The organism is Streptomyces sp. HUAS MG91 (assembly GCF_040529335.1).
GTDB lineage: Bacteria > Actinomycetota > Actinomycetes > Streptomycetales > Streptomycetaceae > Streptomyces > Streptomyces tabacisoli.
On sequence record NZ_CP159534.1, the window covers coordinates 2919738 to 2936314 of the forward strand.

Annotated in this window: 13 protein-coding genes and 2 tRNA genes; 5 read left to right on the plus strand and 10 right to left on the minus strand. The window is 69.5% G+C overall.

What is annotated here, in order from left to right; genetic code table 11:
* Positions 1 to 24: 24 nt before the first annotated feature.
* Positions 25 to 2655, minus strand: coding sequence for a valine--tRNA ligase (locus ABII15_RS13470; RefSeq protein WP_353942550.1), 2631 nt, complete (start codon positions 2653 to 2655; stop codon positions 25 to 27).
* Positions 2656 to 2770: 115 nt separating this feature from the next.
* On the opposite strand from ABII15_RS13470, the gene ABII15_RS13475 reads away from it, so the two are divergent.
* The gene (locus tag ABII15_RS13475) at positions 2771 to 3748 is read left to right on the plus strand and encodes a hypothetical protein (RefSeq protein WP_353942551.1); all 978 of its coding nucleotides are present in this window, start codon (positions 2771 to 2773) and stop codon (positions 3746 to 3748) included.
* A 75-nt stretch (positions 3749 to 3823) separates the two neighbouring features.
* Here ABII15_RS13475 and clpX read toward each other — a convergent pair whose 3' ends face one another.
* The 5 genes from clpX to ABII15_RS13500 form a co-directional block, all read right to left on the minus strand.
* The gene (gene clpX / locus ABII15_RS13480; RefSeq protein ID WP_353942552.1) at positions 3824 to 5110 is read right to left on the minus strand and encodes an ATP-dependent Clp protease ATP-binding subunit ClpX; all 1287 of its coding nucleotides are present in this window, start codon (positions 5108 to 5110) and stop codon (positions 3824 to 3826) included.
* Positions 5111 to 5265: 155 nt separating this feature from the next.
* The gene (locus ABII15_RS13485; RefSeq protein WP_018531452.1) at positions 5266 to 5925 is read right to left on the minus strand and encodes an ATP-dependent Clp protease proteolytic subunit; all 660 of its coding nucleotides are present in this window, start codon (positions 5923 to 5925) and stop codon (positions 5266 to 5268) included.
* A gap of 58 nt (positions 5926 to 5983) precedes the next feature.
* Entirely contained in the window at positions 5984 to 6589 is a 606-nt protein-coding gene (locus ABII15_RS13490) for an ATP-dependent Clp protease proteolytic subunit (protein ID WP_353947049.1), read from the minus strand.
* A gap of 312 nt (positions 6590 to 6901) precedes the next feature.
* Positions 6902 to 8260 (minus strand): trigger factor, encoded by a 1359-nt coding sequence (gene tig / locus ABII15_RS13495; RefSeq protein ID WP_353942553.1) that lies wholly within the window; start codon positions 8258 to 8260, stop codon positions 6902 to 6904.
* 160 nt (positions 8261 to 8420) lie between these two features.
* A tRNA-Pro gene (locus ABII15_RS13500) sits at positions 8421 to 8497 on the minus strand.
* A gap of 202 nt (positions 8498 to 8699) precedes the next feature.
* Between ABII15_RS13500 and ABII15_RS13505 the strand changes: the two genes are divergently transcribed.
* A tRNA-Gly gene (locus ABII15_RS13505) sits at positions 8700 to 8773 on the plus strand.
* 154 nt (positions 8774 to 8927) lie between these two features.
* Here the strand turns inward: ABII15_RS13505 and ABII15_RS13510 are convergent.
* Positions 8928 to 9122 (minus strand): hypothetical protein, encoded by a 195-nt coding sequence (locus ABII15_RS13510; RefSeq protein WP_353942554.1) that lies wholly within the window; start codon positions 9120 to 9122, stop codon positions 8928 to 8930.
* 670 nt (positions 9123 to 9792) lie between these two features.
* On the opposite strand from ABII15_RS13510, the gene ABII15_RS13515 reads away from it, so the two are divergent.
* Positions 9793 to 10965 carry an acyltransferase family protein gene (locus tag ABII15_RS13515; RefSeq protein WP_353942555.1) on the plus strand — a complete coding sequence of 391 codons (1173 nt, stop codon included), beginning with the start codon at positions 9793 to 9795 and terminating at the stop codon, positions 10963 to 10965.
* Positions 10966 to 10988: 23 nt separating this feature from the next.
* Here the strand turns inward: ABII15_RS13515 and ABII15_RS13520 are convergent, their stop codons facing one another.
* Both ABII15_RS13520 and ABII15_RS13525 read right to left on the minus strand, forming a co-directional pair.
* On the minus strand, positions 10989 to 11426 hold the full coding sequence (locus ABII15_RS13520; RefSeq protein WP_353942556.1) for an HD domain-containing protein: 438 nt from the start codon (positions 11424 to 11426) through the stop codon (positions 10989 to 10991).
* Positions 11420 to 12229, minus strand: a complete 810-nt coding sequence (locus ABII15_RS13525; RefSeq protein WP_353947050.1) for an ABC transporter ATP-binding protein — start codon at positions 12227 to 12229, stop codon at positions 11420 to 11422. The genes ABII15_RS13520 and ABII15_RS13525 overlap by 7 nt, the downstream gene beginning before the upstream one ends.
* A gap of 239 nt (positions 12230 to 12468) precedes the next feature.
* Here ABII15_RS13525 and ABII15_RS13530 point away from each other — a divergent pair, with 239 nt between their 5' ends.
* Positions 12469 to 13764, plus strand: coding sequence for a cation:proton antiporter (locus ABII15_RS13530; RefSeq protein ID WP_353942557.1), 1296 nt, complete (start codon positions 12469 to 12471; stop codon positions 13762 to 13764).
* A gap of 272 nt (positions 13765 to 14036) precedes the next feature.
* On the opposite strand, the gene ABII15_RS13535 is transcribed toward ABII15_RS13530, so the two are convergent.
* A complete protein-coding gene (locus ABII15_RS13535) occupies positions 14037 to 15209 on the minus strand; it encodes a PP2C family protein-serine/threonine phosphatase (RefSeq protein ID WP_353942558.1) in 1173 nt (390 codons plus the stop codon).
* A 138-nt stretch (positions 15210 to 15347) separates the two neighbouring features.
* On the opposite strand from ABII15_RS13535, the gene ABII15_RS13540 reads away from it, so the two are divergent.
* A complete protein-coding gene (locus ABII15_RS13540) occupies positions 15348 to 16577 on the plus strand; it encodes a GNAT family N-acetyltransferase (protein ID WP_353942559.1) in 1230 nt (409 codons plus the stop codon).

The following is a 16577-nucleotide window of genomic DNA, read 5'->3' on the forward strand; positions in this document are numbered from 1 at the left end:
GCCTCAGTCACGTACGGGCGCGGCTCACGCCTGCGGCAGGCGCTCCAGCTGGGCCTGGATGCGGGCGATGTCCTCGTCCGCCTTGGCCAGCCGGGCCCGGATGCCGTCGACGACCTTCTCCGGAGCCTTGCCGAGGAACTTCTCGTTGCCCAGCTTGCCCTCGGCCTGCGCCTTGTCCTTCTCGGCCGCCGCGAGGTCCTTGGCGAGGCGCTTGCGCTCCGCCGCCACGTCGATCGCACCGGACAGGTCGAGCGCGACCTCGGCCCCGGCGACCGGCAGGGTCGCCGTCGCCTGGAACTCCTCCCCCGCCGGCTGCAGCTTGAGCAGCTGGCGGATGGCCGGCTCGTGCGCGGCGAGCGCCGTACCGTCCAGGGTCAGGCGGGCCGGAACGCGCTGGCCGGCCTTCAGGCCCTGGTCGCCCTTGAAGCGGCGGACCTCGGTGACGACCCGCTGGACCGTCTCGATCTCCTTCTCGGCCGCCTCGTCGCGGAAGCCCGAGTCCTTCGGCCAGTCGGCGATCACGACGGACTCGCGCCCGGTGAGCGTCGTCCACAGCGTCTCGGTGACGAACGGGACGATCGGGTGCAGCAGGCGCAGCGTGACGTCCAGGACCTCACCGAGGACCCGGCCCGACACCTTGGCCGGCTCGCCGCCCGCCATGAACGTCGTCTTCGACAGCTCGACGTACCAGTCGAAGACCTCGTCCCACGCGTAGTGGTAGAGCGCGTCGGAGAGCTTGGCGAACTGGTAGTCGTCGTAGAACGCGTCGACCTCGGCCACCGTCTTGTTCAGCCGGGACAGGATCCAGCGGTCGGTGGCCGTCATCTCGGACGGCTCCGGCAGCGGGCCCTCGATCGTCGCGCCGTTCATCAGCGCGAAGCGCGTGGCGTTCCAGATCTTGTTGGCGAAGTTCCGGGAGGCCTGGACCCAGTCCTCGCCGATCGGGACGTCCGTGCCCGGGTTCGCGCCGCGCGCCAGCGTGAAGCGGAGCGCGTCCGAGCCGTACTTGTCCATCCAGTCCAGCGGGTCCACCACGTTGCCGAAGGACTTCGACATCTTCTTGCCGTTCTCGTCGCGGACGAGACCGGTCAGGGCGACCGTCTTGAAGGGGACCTCGCCGTCCATCGCGTAGAGACCGAACATCATCATCCGGACGACCCAGAAGAAGATGATGTCGTGGCCGGTGAGCAGGACGTCGGTGGAGTAGAACTTCTCCAGGTCCGGCGTCCGCTCGGGCCAGCCGAGCGTGGAGAACGGCCACAGGCCGGACGAGAACCAGGTGTCGAGGACGTCCTCGTCCTGCTTCCAGCCCTCGGCCTCGGTGCCGGGCGGCTGCTCGTCGGGGCCGACGCAGACGACCTCGCCGTTCGGCCCGTACCAGACCGGGATGCGGTGGCCCCACCACAGCTGGCGCGAGATGCACCAGTCGTTGAGGTTGTCGACCCAGTCGAAGTACCGCTTCTCCATCTCCTTGGGGTGGAGGGTGACCCGGCCGTCGCGGACGGCGTCACCGGCGGCCTTGGCCAGCGTCTCGACCTTGACCCACCACTGGAGCGACAGGCGCGGCTCGATGGTGGTGCGGCAGCGCGAGCAGTGACCGACGGAGTGGACGTACGGGCGCTTCTCGGCGACGACACGGCCCTGCTGGCGCAGCGCGTCGACGATCGCGGAGCGCGCCTCGAACCGGTCCAGACCCTGGAACGGGCCGGGGACCGTGATGACCCCGCGCTCGTCCATGATCGTCATGAATTCGAGGTCGTGCCGCTGGCCGATCGCGAAGTCGTTCGGGTCGTGGGCGGGCGTGACCTTCACGGCGCCGGTGCCGAACTCCGGGTCGACGTGGGTGTCCGCGACGACGGGAATGGTCCGGTCGGTCAGCGGCAGCTTGATGCGCTTGCCGATGAGGTGCGCGTACCGCTCGTCGTCCGGGTGGACGGCGACCGCGGTGTCGCCCAGCATCGTCTCGACACGGGTGGTCGCGACGACGACCGTCTCGTCTCCCTCGCCGTACTTCAGCGAGACCAGCTCGCCGTCGTCGTCCTGGTAGTCCACCTCGATGTCCGAGATGGCGGTCAGGCAGCGCGGGCACCAGTTGATGATGCGCTCGGCGCGGTAGATCAGCTCGTCGTCGTAGAGCCGCTTGAAGATGGTCTGGACGGCGCTGGAGAGGCCCTCGTCCATCGTGAAGCGCTCGCGCGACCAGTCGACGCCGTCGCCGAGGCGGCGCATCTGGCCGAGGATCCGGCCGCCGTACTGCTCCTTCCACTCCCACGTCTTCGCGACGAAGGCCTCGCGGCCGATGTCGTGCCGCGACTTGCCCTCCTCGGCGAGCTGCTGCTCGACCTTGTTCTGCGTCGCGATGCCGGCGTGGTCCATGCCGGGCAGCCACAGCGCCTCGAAGCCCTGCATGCGCTTGCGGCGGGTGAGGGCGTCCATGAGCGTGTGCTGGAAGGCGTGGCCCAGGTGGAGCGAGCCCGTGACGTTCGGCGGCGGGATGACGATCGTGTACGGCGGCTTCTCACTCTTGGCGTCCGCCGTGAAATAGCCCCGGTCTACCCAGCGCTCGTACAGCGTCTCCTCTACCTCGGCCGGCGCGTACTGGGTCGGCAGTTCGGTGGTGGGCGCTGAGTGCTGCTGCTGAGAGTTCTCGGTCACGGAGCCAGTTTAGAGGGGTCACAGTCCCGTACTGAAACCGAATCCGGTGGCCCGATCCGTACGGCAGTACGCCAGGATGTGAGGAGCACATAAGCATCGGGAGGGAACCCATCCAATGAGCTACAACCAGCCGGGCCCCTACGGAGGCCAGCAGCCGCAGCAGCCGGGGCCGTACGGCCAGCAGCCGCAGCCTGGCCCGTACGGCCAGCAGCCCCAGGCCCCCCAGCCCGGCTACGGGTATCCCCAGCAGGCTCCCCCCGGTGTCCCGCCCCAGCAGCCGAACCCGTACGGCCAGCAGCAGCCGCCGCAGCCCCCGCAGGCCGGGTACGGCTACCCGCAGCAGCAGGCCCCGTACGGCCAGGACCAGTACGGCCAGTACCCGCCGCAGCCCCCGGCCGGCGGTGGCGGCGGCAAGAAGGCCGGCCTCATCATCGGCGCGGTCGCGGTGGTCGCGGCGATCGGTGTGGGGGCGTACTTCGTGATCGGTGGGGGCGGGAGCGGCAGCGCGAGCGTCTCCGACGACGGGGCGCACAAGCTGACGACCCCGGCGACCGTGCTGAGCGAGTACCAGAAGACCGAGTCCTCCTCGTCGGGCGGCCTCACCTCGTCGGACATGGCGGACGCCGAGAAGGCCGGCCTGAAGAACGGCAAGCCCGTCAGCGCCGGTTACCAGGTCAAGGACAGCTCCAACCCGCTGGGCGGCAAGGTGCTGCAGTTCCAGGGCGCCTACGGCGAGATCGACGACCCCTCGCAGTTCGTCAGCGGCATGTTCGACAAGGGTGCTTCGGAGATCGCGAAGGGCAGCAGCACCGCGAGCGGCAAGGCGAGCCTGGTCGGCAGCCCGACCGACTACAGCACGGACGACGTCACCCTGAAGTGCCAGGAGCTGAAGTTCGAGAACTCCGGCTCGACCGGCAGCTCCACGGCCCCCAAGGAGATGCACATGCCGCTGTGCATCTGGGCAGACCACAGCACGATGGCGATGGTCACCTCGGCCGACATCGCCGACATGATGACCGGCAAGGCGCCGGACCTGAAGGCCGCGGCGGACCTCACCGCCAAGCTCCGCAGCGAAGTCCGCGTTCCCGCGTAACACGCGCCGCGGTACGCGAAAGGGCCCCGACCGGAGATCCGGTCGGGGCCCTTCACTGCGTCAGACGCCGTACGGCTAGGCCGACTTCTGCTCCCCGCTGCCGCCGCCCCGCACATCGCGCGGGATCAGCGTCGGGTTCACGTTCGAGTGGACGGCGTCCGCCGTGATGACGACACGGGCCACGTCCTTGCGGGACGGGACCTCGTACATCACCGACTGGAGGACCTCCTCCATGATGGCCCGCAGACCTCGCGCACCGGTGCGGCGCAGGATCGCCTGGTCGGCGATGGCCTCCAGCGCCTCGCGCTCGAAGTCCAGCTCCACACCGTCGAGTTCGAAGAGGCGCTGGTACTGCTTCACCAGTGCGTTGCGCGGCTCGACGAGGATCTGGAGCAGGGCCTCGCGGTCCAGGTTGTGGACCGAGGTGATGACGGGGAGACGGCCGATGAACTCGGGAATCATCCCGAACTTCACCAGGTCCTCCGGCATGACCTCCTGGAACTGGTCCTTCTCCTCCAGCTCGCGCTTGGAGTGGATCGTCGCGCCGAAGCCGATGCCCTTGGCGCCGGCCCGCGACTCGATGATCTTCTCCAGACCGGCGAACGCGCCGCCCACGATGAACAGCACGTTCGTCGTGTCGATCTGGATGAACTCCTGGTGCGGATGCTTACGGCCGCCCTGCGGGGGCACGGAGGCAGTGGTGCCCTCCAGGATCTTGAGCAGGGCCTGCTGGACGCCCTCGCCGGAGACATCGCGGGTGATCGACGGGTTCTCGCTCTTGCGGGCGACCTTGTCGATCTCGTCGATGTAGATGATGCCCGTCTCGGCCTTCTTGACGTCGTAGTCGGCGGCCTGGATGAGCTTCAGCAGGATGTTCTCGACGTCCTCGCCGACATAGCCCGCCTCGGTGAGCGCCGTGGCGTCCGCGATCGCGAACGGGACGTTCAGCATGCGCGCGAGCGTCTGCGCGAGGAGCGTCTTGCCGGAGCCGGTCGGGCCGAGCAGCAGGATGTTCGACTTCGCCAGTTCGATGGCGTCGTCACGGCTGCTGCCCCCGCCGTTCTCCCCGGCCTGGACGCGCTTGTAGTGGTTGTACACCGCCACGGAGAGCGCCTTCTTGGCGGCCTCCTGGCCCACGACGTAGCCCTCGAGGAACTCGTAGATCTCGCGCGGCTTGGGAAGCTCTTCCCAGCGCACTTCGCTCGTCTCCGCGAGCTCTTCCTCGATGATCTCGTTGCAGAGGTCGATGCACTCGTCGCAGATGTATACACCGGGGCCTGCGATGAGCTTTTTGACCTGCTTCTGGCTCTTTCCGCAGAACGAGCACTTGAGCAGATCGCCGCCGTCACCGATGCGTGCCACGAGGTGCTTCCCCTTCGCCTGGGAGACGCCACGTTCAGCGACTCCTGGTGCCTGTGTCCGACGGTACCTTGCCGGGCCCCCCGTTCGGGCCCCCCTTGGCACGGTTCACTTTGACGTGAACCGTGCCGGGGAATGGCAGACGATACAGCGCGCGGTTACGCGATCGCCTCGTTGTTCATCTTGCGGGTGGAGATGATCTGGTCCACCAGGCCGTACGCGAGGGCGTCCTCGGCCGTGAGGATCTTGTCGCGCTCGATGTCGTCGCGGATCTTCTCGATCGGCGTCGTCGAGTGCTTGGCCAGCATCTCTTCCAGCTGCGTACGCATCCGGAGGATCTCGTTGGCCGCGATCTCCAGGTCGGAGAGCTGCTCGCGGCCGGTGCCGCCGGAGGGCTGGTGGATCAGGACGCGCGCGTTCGGCAGGGCCATGCGCTTGCCCGGGGTGCCGGCGGCGAGCAGGACGGCGGCCGCGGAGGACGCCTGGCCCATGCAGACCGTCTGGATGTCCGGCTTCACGAACTGCATCGTGTCGTAGATGGCCGTGAGGGCCGTGAACGAGCCGCCGGGGCTGTTGATGTAGATGGAGATGTCGCGGTCCGGGTCCATCGACTCCAGGCACAGCAGCTGCGCCATGACGTCGTTGGCCGAGGCGTCGTCGATCTGGACGCCGAGGAAGATCACGCGCTCCTCGAACAGCTTCGCGTACGGGTCGTACTCACGCACGCCCTGCGAGGTGCGCTCGACGAAGCGCGGGATCACGTAGCGGTTGTCGACCTGCGGGCCCGTGTAGAGGCCGCTGCCGGGGATGTTGTTCATGATGGCGGTGTTCCGTCCTGGTGAGGGAGGCAGTGGGGGCTGGGATCGGGGCCTGGGATCAGGCGCCCGTGCCGCCGCCGCCCGGAACACCCGTAGCGGCAGTGATGATCTCGTCGATGAGGCCGTACTCCTTGGCCTCCTCCGCGGTGTACCAGCGGTCGCGGTCACCGTCACGGATGATCGTCTCGATGGTCTGGCCGGAGTGCTCGGCCGTGATCCTGGCCATGCGCTGCTTCGTACGCAGCAGGTACTCGGCCTGGATCTTGACGTCGGAGGCGGTACCGCCGATGCCCGCGGAGCCCTGGTGCATCAGGATGTCGGTGTTCGGCAGGGCGAAGCGCTTGCCCGCCGTGCCGCCCGTGAGCAGGAACTGGCCCATCGAGGCCGCCATGCCCATACCGATCGTCACCACGTCGTTCGGGATGTACTGCATGGTGTCGTAGATCGCCATGCCGGCCGTCACCGAGCCGCCGGGGCTGTTGATGTAGAGGTAGATGTCCTTGTCCGGGTCGGCGGCCAGAAGGAGCATCTGCGCAGTGATCTTGTTCGCGATGTCGTCGTCGACCTGCTGGCCGAGGAAGACGATCCGCTCGCCGAGCAGTCGGTTGTAGACATGGTCGCCGAGGCCACCACCGATGGACGGCTCGCCGGCGGCGGAAGGCATCTGAATCGTCACGTATCCACCTGCTCGTCTCTGACGGCTGCGCGCCGTCTCGCGTCTCTAGCTGGGGGCGGGGCCCTTGCTCAGGGACTCCCCTGCCCTCCTCTTCATGGACCCTAACGCGCGGGTCCCTTCGGGGAATCCCGCAGATGGAACTGTTCGCTGTGAGCGCAGGTTCGGGTCAGCCCGGCCAGGGGCGCGGGGCAGTGCCGATATGCGGCTTCCGCCGCGCGGGCGCGCAACAGCCCCGTCAGGGGCGCGACAGGCCCCCGGGACGTGATGTCCCGGGGGCCTGTCGGAGTGGGGCTACGGAGATCAGGCCTCCGTGGACTCCTCGGCCGGGGCCTCGGTGGCCTCGTCCTCGTCGTCCTCGAGGTCGACGACCTCGCCGTTGGTGTCCTTGACGGTGGCGGCCTCGACGACCACGGCAAGAGCCTTGCCGCGGGCGACCTCGCCGACCAGCATCGGGACCTGGCCACCCTCGACGACCGCCTGGGCGAACTGGTCGGGGGACATGCCGGAGGAGGCGGCGCGACGCATGAGGTGCTCGGTGAGCTCCTCCTGGTTCACGTTCAGCTTCTCCTTGTTGACGAGCTCGTCGAGGACGAACTGCGTCTTGATGCCCTTGACGGCCTGCTCGCGCGTCTCGGCGTCGAACTCCTCGACCGTCTTGCCCTGGATCTCGAGGTACTTCTCGATGTCCAGGCCCATCTGGCCGAGCTGGTGGTGCTCGAGGTTGTGCTTGCGGGTGTTGACCTCGTCCTCGAGCAGCTTCTCGGGAACGGGGACCTCGACCAGGTCGAGCAGCTTCTCCAGGACGCGCTCCTGGGCCTGCGTGGCCTGGTCGTACTGCTTCATGTTCTCGAGGCGCTTGCGGCTGTCGGCCTTCAGCTCGTCGAGGGTGTCGAACTCGGAGGCGAGCTGGGCGAAGTCGTCGTCCAGGGCCGGGAGTTCGCGGGCGGCGACCTGGGTGACCTTGACGGTGACCTCGGCGTCCTTGCCCTCGGCGGAACCGCCCTTGAGCTGGGAGGTGAAGGTGGCCTCGCCACCGGCCTCCAGGCCCTTCACGGCGTCGTCGATGCCGTCGAGCAGCTCACCGGAGCCGATGGTGTAGGAGACGCCGGACGCGACGCCGTCCTCCAGGACCTCGCCGTCGACCTTGGCCTCCAGGTCGATGGTCACGACGTCGCCGTCCTCGGCGGCGCGCTCGACCGGGGAGGTCGAGGCGAAGCGGTCGCGCAGCTGCTCGACCGACTTCTCGACGTCCTCGTCGGTGACCTCGACCGCGTCGACCTCGACCTCGATGCCGGAGTAGTCCGGGATCTCGATGGCCGGGCGGACGTCCACCTCGGCGGTGAAGTTCAGCGTCTCGCCGTCCTTCAGCTCCGTGATGTCGACCTCGGGCTGGCCGAGGACGTTCAGCTCGGCCTCGTTGACCGCCTCGGTGTAGAACTTCGGGAGGGCGTCGTTGACGGCCTCCTCCAGCACCGCACCGCGGCCGAAGCGCTGGTCGATGACGCGGGCCGGGATCTTGCCCTTGCGGAAGCCCTTCACCGTGACCTGCTGGTTGATCTTCTTGTACGCCGCGTCGAGGCTGTCCTTGAGCTCCTCGAAGGGCACCTCAATGCTGAGCCGAACCCGGGTCGGGTTCAGGGTCTCGACGGCGCTCTTCACGGTTCGGTCTCCTTGGGGCTGACTTTAGGGATCTGCCCGGCTTAGAGACACACGGGCATGCAGCTTGCATAGTAACGGCAAGCCGCTGCCCAGCCACAATGCGATCTTGAGAGAGCCCGGGAGGCGCCGGTGAGGCGGGTGCGGGGCTGGGGGAAGTAGCTGGTCGGGGTGGCGGGATTTGAACCCACGGCCTTCCGCTCCCAAAGCGGACGCGCTACCAAGCTGCGCCACACCCCGTTCGGTGCGACACGTAGGGTACATGCCCGCAGGCGGCGCGGCGCCCGCATTCCGGACCGCGGCGCGCGGGCCGTCGCGGTCGCCGGTACGGTCGTCTGCACGGCCGTCGTACACGGCCGTCGTAAAGGGGGTGTGCGGGCGAGGCCCATGACCCGCTACGATGCCTTTCGTGGCGCCGCCGGTCATCGGTGGTGCGCACTGTGCGGGCGTAGCTCAATGGTAGAGCCCTAGTCTTCCAAACTAGCTACGCGGGTTCGATTCCCGTCGCCCGCTCCACAGCACACAAGGCCAGGTCAGAGAATCGCCTCTCTGCCTGGTCTTGTTGTCGTTCGGCGGCCGGTTCCGGGGACGCGTGTCCGGGCCGCGGGCAGCACAGGACGAAGCCGTGACGCCGGCGGCCGGTCGTCACGCGGCTTCTTGGGACCGGGGCTCAGAAATTGATCGAGCTGATGCTCTCCGCGACCGAGTTGAGGAAGTTGTTGATCGCGGGCGCCATTCCGGACGATGCCAGGAAGAAGCCGAAGAGCACCGCGACTATGGCGGGTCCCGCCTTGATCGAACCTCCGCGCATGAGCACCACGAGGACGATCGCCAACAACAGCAGCACTGACAGCGAAATGGCCACACTGATCACACCCTAGGTCGGTCCGCTCTCCCGGCCCGGGGGGCACAGCCCCGCACACCCCCCGCCAGGACCATCGTGCCACCAACACGGCTCCTGTATGCGGCCGGTGACGCATCGTCGGCCACGCGCGTGCGGGGGCGCGAACCGCACGCATGCCCACGGCGCGGGTGCCGCGCACGTCGCGGCGGGGGCGGCGGGGCGCGGGAGGGGTGGCGGCGGGGGTCGGAATTCGGCTTGATCGTTTCCATCGGGGCACGTGCGGGGCACACATGCCCCTCGCATGTCGTTCCCGCTTTTCACGCACTTTCCCCTTGCCGTACGCACAGGTAAATCCAGGGAATTCGGCGGCTCATTCCCGACCCGTCGCGACGCGGCGCGCAATGGTGCACACAGGGACATTCCGCCGTAGTCGAACGAGGGCGATATGCACCCTTTAAGTGGGATTAACAGTGCGATGGCGGACAGATCGGCACGAGTTCGACGACGTACGGAAGCATGTCGACTTCCGCGAATCCCGGGGTACCCGGAGGCGATAAGGAGGAATCACCTTGCGGGTTTTACGAAATCCCACAGGCGCTACTAGGGTGCCTCAGATGTCCCACACTGCCATGACCCCCTCCGGCGCAGTGCGGTCCTGGACGGTCTCCCCGAGTCTTCGGCGGGAGGGCCTGTGACCAGCTCGCTGTATCCGCACGGCTCGCATCGCACGCCTCTCCCCCCGGCCGCGGTGCCCGCGGACGGCGTGCCGTCCCCGCAGACCCGGCGGCCCACCGCCGAGGCGCCCGCTCCCGCCCCGGCCGGCGCGGGCCGGCCGAAGCAGCGGGACGCGTTCTTCGACAACGCCAAGTACCTCGCCATCGTGTTCGTGGCGATGGGGCACTCCTGGGAGCCCCTGACCGACCGCAGCCGCGCCGCCGAGGCGCTGTACATGGTCGTCTACACCTTCCACATGCCGGCGTTCATCGTCATCTCCGGCTATTTCTCCCGGTCCTTCGACGCGAGCCCCCACAGGCTCAAGCGGCTCATCACCGGGGTCGCGGTCCCGTACGTCCTCTTCGAGGTGGCGTACACCCTCTTCAAGCGGACCGCCGGGGGCGACCCCGACTACCCGATCAGCCTGCTCGACCCCTGGTACCTGACCTGGTTCCTCGTCGCGCTGTTCGTGTGGCGGCTGACCACGCCGATCTGGAAGATCGTGCGGTGGCCGCTGCCGCTGGCCGTCCTCGTCGCGGCGCTGGCGTCCGTCTCGCCGGAGGTCGGGGACGATCTCGATCTCCAGCGGGTGCTGCAGTTCCTGCCCTTCTTCGTCCTCGGGCTGTGCCTGAAGCCCGAGCACTTCCAGCTCGTGCGGCGGCGCGAGGTGCGGATCCTCGCCGTGCCGGTCGCGCTGTGCGCGCTGGCGCTCGCGTACTGGGCCGGGCCGCGGATGACGTCCGCGTGGTTCTACCACCGGGACAGCGCACAGGAGCTGGGTGCTCCGTGGTGGGCCGGCATCGTGATGACGCTCGCGCTGTTCGGCGCCTCGATCGTGCTCACCGCGTGCTTCTTCGCCTGGGTGCCGGGGCGCAGGATGTGGTTCACGGTGCTCGGCGCCGGGACCCTCTACGGGTATCTGCTGCACGGGTTCCTGGCGAAGGGGTCGCGGTTCTGGGGCTGGTTCGACGCGGCCTGGGTCCACACTCCGTGGGGCGAGATCGTCGTCACCGTCGTCGCGGCGTCCGTCATCACCGTGTTGTGCACGCCGCCGGTGCAGCGGCTGTTCCGGTTCGCCATGGAGCCGAAGATGGAGTGGGCGTTCCGCAAGGACGCCGCCGAACTGGCCCGGCGGCGCCACAAGGCATAAGCCGGGGTTGAGCCGGGCCCGGGTCAGGTCAGGCCCAGGAGGGCGCGCATCGTCACGTACTTCCGGGTCAGACGGATGCGGGTCGGCTCGTCCAGGACCGCCAGGCGGGCCGGGTCCGCGTTGTGGGCCAGGTCCGCCTCCTTGATCAGGCGGGCACCCGGTGTGGCGAGGATGCGGAGCGCGTACGTCTCCGGGTCCTCGCCCTTCTGTTTCGTCAGGGCCCGGATCAGCGCCTTGGTGTGGTCCGTGAGGGGCGCCGTCGTCAGCCATTCCGCGGAGAGGGCCGCGTCCTCGACGGCGTCGTGGAGCCAGGCCGCCGCGATCTGTTCCTCGGTGCCGCCGCGCGCCGCGACCCCGTCGGCCACGGCTCGCAGGTGCTCGGTGTAGGGGTGGCCGGCCTTGTCGGTCTGGTCGGCGTGGGCCCGGCGGGCCAGCGCTTCTACTTCGCTCAGGGTCAGCATGGGGCGAGGGTAGGCGGGTGGGCGGCGGCGCGGGCCGTGAGGGTGCTCATGCGGGCGGCGACGGCGTCCGCGGGGGCGCCTTCGAGCTGGTCCACGATCGCGCCGTCGGCGAGGAACAGGACGCGGTCCGCGTGGGCGGCGGCCACCGGGTCGTGCGTGACCATGACGACGGTGGCGCCCGTGTGGTCGACGGCGTCGCGCAGCAGTCCCAGGATCTCGCGGGCCGTCGTGGTGTCGAGGGCGCCGGTCGGCTCGTCGGCGAAGATCACGTCGGGGCGGCCGACGAGGGCGCGGGCGATCGCGACGCGCTGCTGCTGGCCGCCGGAGAGTTCGCCGGGGCGGCGCCCGCCCAGGCCGTCGAGCCCGACCCGGGTGAGGACGTCGGCGGCGCGGCGGCGGTCCGGGCGCTGTCCGGCGAACCGCATCGGGAGCAGCACGTTCTGCTCGACCGTGAGCGAGGGCAGCAGGTTGAACGCCTGGAAGACGAAGCCCAGGCGGGTGCGGCGCAGTTCGGTGAGCTCGTTCTCGTTCAGGCCGGTGATCGTCGTGCCGCCGAGGACGACGGTGCCCTCCGTGGGGCGGTCCAGGCCGGCCGCACATTGCAGGAACGTCGACTTGCCGGAGCCGGAGGGGCCCATCACGGCGGTGAACGTGCCGCGGGGCAGGGCGAGTTCGATACCGCGCAACGCGTGGACGGCGGCTTCCCCACGACCGTACTGACGGCGCACTCCGCGCAGTTCGACGGCCCGTCCGCCGTCGCGCGGTGCCTCGTCGTGCCGCTGGCGCTTCTTGCGCAGGCCCATGGTCACCCTCTCGTCCGTGCCGGTTCAGGTGGATCGAACGTACGGATTCCAGGGCCCCGGAACCATGCGGGCGACCGGCCGATCGAGGGTGGGGAGAACCCCACCCCGGGACCTTCGACCCACCCCCCGAGTACTTTGGTAAGCTAACTATTGACGTTTTCTTGACGATCCCTTTACCAAGGCTGGTCGCCAGTACAAGGAGGAACGGGCCCATCGGACACGCAGACACCTTGATAGCCATGGGTGGCGCCTTTCTCGCCGCCGCCGTTCTCGCCCGCCTCGGCGGGCGCATCGGACTTCCCACCATTCCGCTGTTCATCCTGGCCGGGATCCTGCTCGGCCCCCACACACCGGGCGTCGTGCTCCTGTCCGACCCGCACGACCTGGAGATGCTCTCCGCGCTCGGCCTGGTCCTGCTGCTCTTCTATCTCGGCCTCGAGTTCCACATCGACGACCTCAAGGCGGGCGGCCGCAAGATGGCCGTCGCCGGCGGGACGTACCTCGCGCTGAACGTCGGCGCCGGCCTCGGCTTCGGATTCGCCCTCGGCTGGGGCACATCCGAGGCTCTGGTCCTCGCCGGGGTACTCGGCATCTCCTCGTCCGCGATCGTGACCAAGGTGCTGGTCGACACCGGGCGGCTGGGCAATCCGGAGACCAAGCCGATCCTCGGCATCATCGTGGTCGAGGACATCTTCCTGGCGCTGTACCTGGCCGCGTTGCAGCCGATCCTGTCCGGGGCCGACTCGCTGTCCGCCGCGGTGATGGACGGCGGGAAGGCGTTCGGGTTCCTGCTGCTGCTCGCGCTCGCCGCGCGGTTCGGGACCCGGGTCGTCGGCAAGCTCTTCAACACCAAGGACGACGAGCTGCTGGTGATCTCGTTCCTCGGTGCCGCCGTGTTCGTGGCCGGGGTCTCCGAGTGGTTCGGGGTGGCCGACGCGATCGGGGCGTTCATGGTCGGGCTCATGCTCGGGTCGACCTCGTCGGGCGCGCGCATTCTGAAGCTGGTGCATCCGTTGCGGGACGCCTTCGGCGCGATCTTCTTCTTCGGGTTCGGGTTGTCGATCGATCCCGGGGATCTGCCGAGTGTGGTGTGGCCGGTGCTGGCCGCTGTCGCGGTGACGCTGGTGATGAATGTGCTGGCCGGGTTGGGGGCGGCGCGGGTGTACGGGTTCGGGGCCGGGCCCGCTGCCAATATCGCTACGACGTTGTTGGCTCGGGGGGAGTTCGCGTTGATCCTTGCCACGATGGCCGCCGGCGCGGGTCTTGACGAGCGGCTTTCTCCGTTCATCGCGGGGTATGTGCTGGTGCTTGCTGTTCTGGGGCCGTTGGCGGCCGGGCGCTCCGCTTGGCTGGCCCGGGTTCTGCCGGGGGGGGCGGGTGTCTGTGCCGGTCGAGGAGCGGGTCGGGGCGGGGGTCTGACCTTTCGTCGCCGGGTGCGGGTGCGTGGGGGCTGGTCGCGCAGTTCCCCGCGCCCCTGGGTTGTCGTTCGACTGCGGGCCGGTGGCCGCTTCTCGCGCAGTTCCCCGCGCCCCTGATGGGTCCTCGTTCGGCTGACGGACGGTGGCCGCTTCTCGCGCAGTTCCCCGCGCCCCTGATGGGTCCTCGTTCGGCTGACGGACGGTGGCCGCTTCTCGCGCAGTTCCCCGCGCCCCTGAGGCAGGCGCTTCGCGCCGCCTCCCCTTGAGGCTGCGGCTCCGCCGCGCCTCTCGATGAGATGGCGCACGAAGTGCGCATCTCAGGGGCGCGGGGAACTGCGCGACCAGCCCCCACCGGGGCCGCAGACGAACGAGCCGACAGGGCGGAGCCGTCAGGCGTCGCGGCAGATCAGGAGGAGGGCTCGGTCGTCGTTGACGTCCTTGGCCACTGCCTCGATCAAGTGCCAGGCCGCGCCGTGGAAGCCGCCCTGGACATAGCGGTCGGCCTCGCCCGTGAGGCGGTCGATGCCCTCGGCGATGTCGCGGTCGGAGGTCTCCACCAGGCCGTCGGTGAAGAGCATCAGGACGTCGCCGGGCCGCAGAGAACCCTTCGTGGCGTCGAACTCGGCGCCGTCGTAGACCCCGAGGAGCGGCCCCTCGGCCGCCTTCTCCTCCCAGCGCCCGGTGCCGGCGCTCAGCTGGAGGCCCGGCGGGTGGCCCGCGGAGTAGAGCTCGTAGTCGCCGGATTCGAGGTCCAGGACGAGGTGGATGGAGGTCGCGAAGCCCTCGTCCCAGTCCTGGCGGAGCAGATAGCCGTTGGCCGCGGGGAGGAAGGCGTGGGGCGGGAGGGAGCCCAGGAGGCCGCTGAAGGCGCCGGCCAGGAGCAGCGCGCGGGACGCGGCGTCCATGCCCTTGCCGGAGACGTCCGTCAGGACGACTTCGAGGGTGCGGCCGTTGTTGGTGCGGGCGGCGACGACGAAGTCGCCGGAGAAGGACTGACCGCCCGCCGGCCGCAGCGCCATCTCGCGGTGCCAGCCGACCGGCAGCTTCGGCAGCCTGGACTGGGTGCGGATGCGCTCGCGCAGGTCGAAGAGCATCGTGCCGCCGCGCCGCCACGGCACCCCGACCCGGCTGCGGAACTGCGCTATCAGCAGCCCGAAGAAGCCGCACGCGGCGACCGTGAGCACGGTGCCGGGCGTGACCGCCGCGGGATGCTGCTCGTAGGGGCCGAGCTGGTACGACTCGACGATCAGCGCCGTGGCGGCCGCCGCGTACAGGCCGAGCAGACTGGCGGGGCGCAGCAGCAGCCCGCCCGCGACGATCGGCAGGACCAGCACGGCCGGCGAGCACCAGACCGGGTTGAGGATCGTGAAGCAGGCGATCAGCGGCACCATCAGGAGCAGCCCGGCCAGGGCGATCCAGTCCGAGCCGTCGCCGCGGAAGTAGTCCACGCCGGATTTGCGCACGGCGGTGCGGACCCGGTGGACACGCATTCTCAACCGGGCCGGGAACGTCTCGGCTTCCGCGCGCTGTTCGCGCGCCCGCCCGTCTCGTCGTACGGCCATTGCTCGTGGACCTTATCCATCGGGCCTGGACCTGTGCACGGGAGGTCCCACTTGTCCCCCTTTCCGGGCACGTCCGCCGCCGGTGCGGGACGGTTAATTCGCTCGCTCTTGTCCCGCTTGCCCTGGTAGGCATGGCGGATGACGATCGACCTGCGCACGCTGAGCCGCGATGAGCACGACCGCTGGTACGCACAGCTGATGCTGGCCTTCGGCGGAGTGCCGGAGCCGCCGCAGGAGCAGCGGCTGATGGACGACCTGACCGAGTTCGACCGGTCGATCGGGGCGTGGGACGGCGCGGCGTGCGTAGGGACCGCGAGCGCGTTCTCGTACCGGGTCGCCGTGCCGGGCGGCACGTTCCTGCCCGCCGCGGGCGTGACGATGGTGAGCGTCGCGGCCACCCATCGCAGACGCGGCATCCTCAGCTCGATGATGCGGCGCCAGCTCGACGACGTACGGGAGCGGGGCGAGGCGCTCGCCGTGCTCACCGCGTCGGAGCCCGCGATCTACGGCCGTTTCGGGTACGGCATCGCCACCCGGCAGCTGGCCCTCACCGTCGAGTCGGCGCGGGTGCGCATCGAGGCCCCGGAGGGGACGGACGAGGTCTCGCTGCGGTTCGCGGACGTGACGGAGGCCGCCGAGCGGTGCGAGGCCGTCTACGCGCGCACGATCGGCACGCGGCCGGGGAACCTGGCCCGCTCCCCCGGCTGGGAGCGGCTGCCGCTGCTCGACCCGCCGGAGGAGCGGGACGGGTCCTCGCCGATGCAGTGCGTGCTCGCGGAGCGGGCGGGTGAGCTCGTCGGGTTCGTCCGCTTCCACATCAAGCTCAGCTCCGAGTGGTCGGTGCCGACCAGCCGGATCCGGGTGCGTCACATCAGCGCGCTCGACCCGGCGGCGTACGCGGCGCTGTGGCGGTTCCTGCTCTCCGTCGACCTGACGGAGTTCGTGGAGGCGCGGAACCTGCCGGTCGACGATCCGCTGCTGTCCATGGTGTCGGACATCCGCCGGTGCGCCGTCCGGATGCGCGACTCGATGCACGTACGGCTGGTGGATGTGGGCGCGGCGCTCGAAGCGCGTACGTATCTCACGCCGGTGGACGTGGTGTTCGAGGTCGAGGACGCCTTCTGCCCCTGGAACGCCGGGCGTTGGCGGCTGACCGGCGACGCGAAGGGCGCCTCCTGCGAGCGGACCGACGACGCTCCCGAACTGTCGCTGTCCGTACGGGAGCTGGGCGCCGCCTATCTCGGCGACACGTCACTGGCCGCGCTGGGGGCGGCCGGGCGGGTGCGGGAGCTGCGGCAGGGGGCGCTCACGGAGACGTCGGTGGCGTTCGGCTCGGCCGTCGCGCCGTGGCTCCAGCACGGGTTCTGA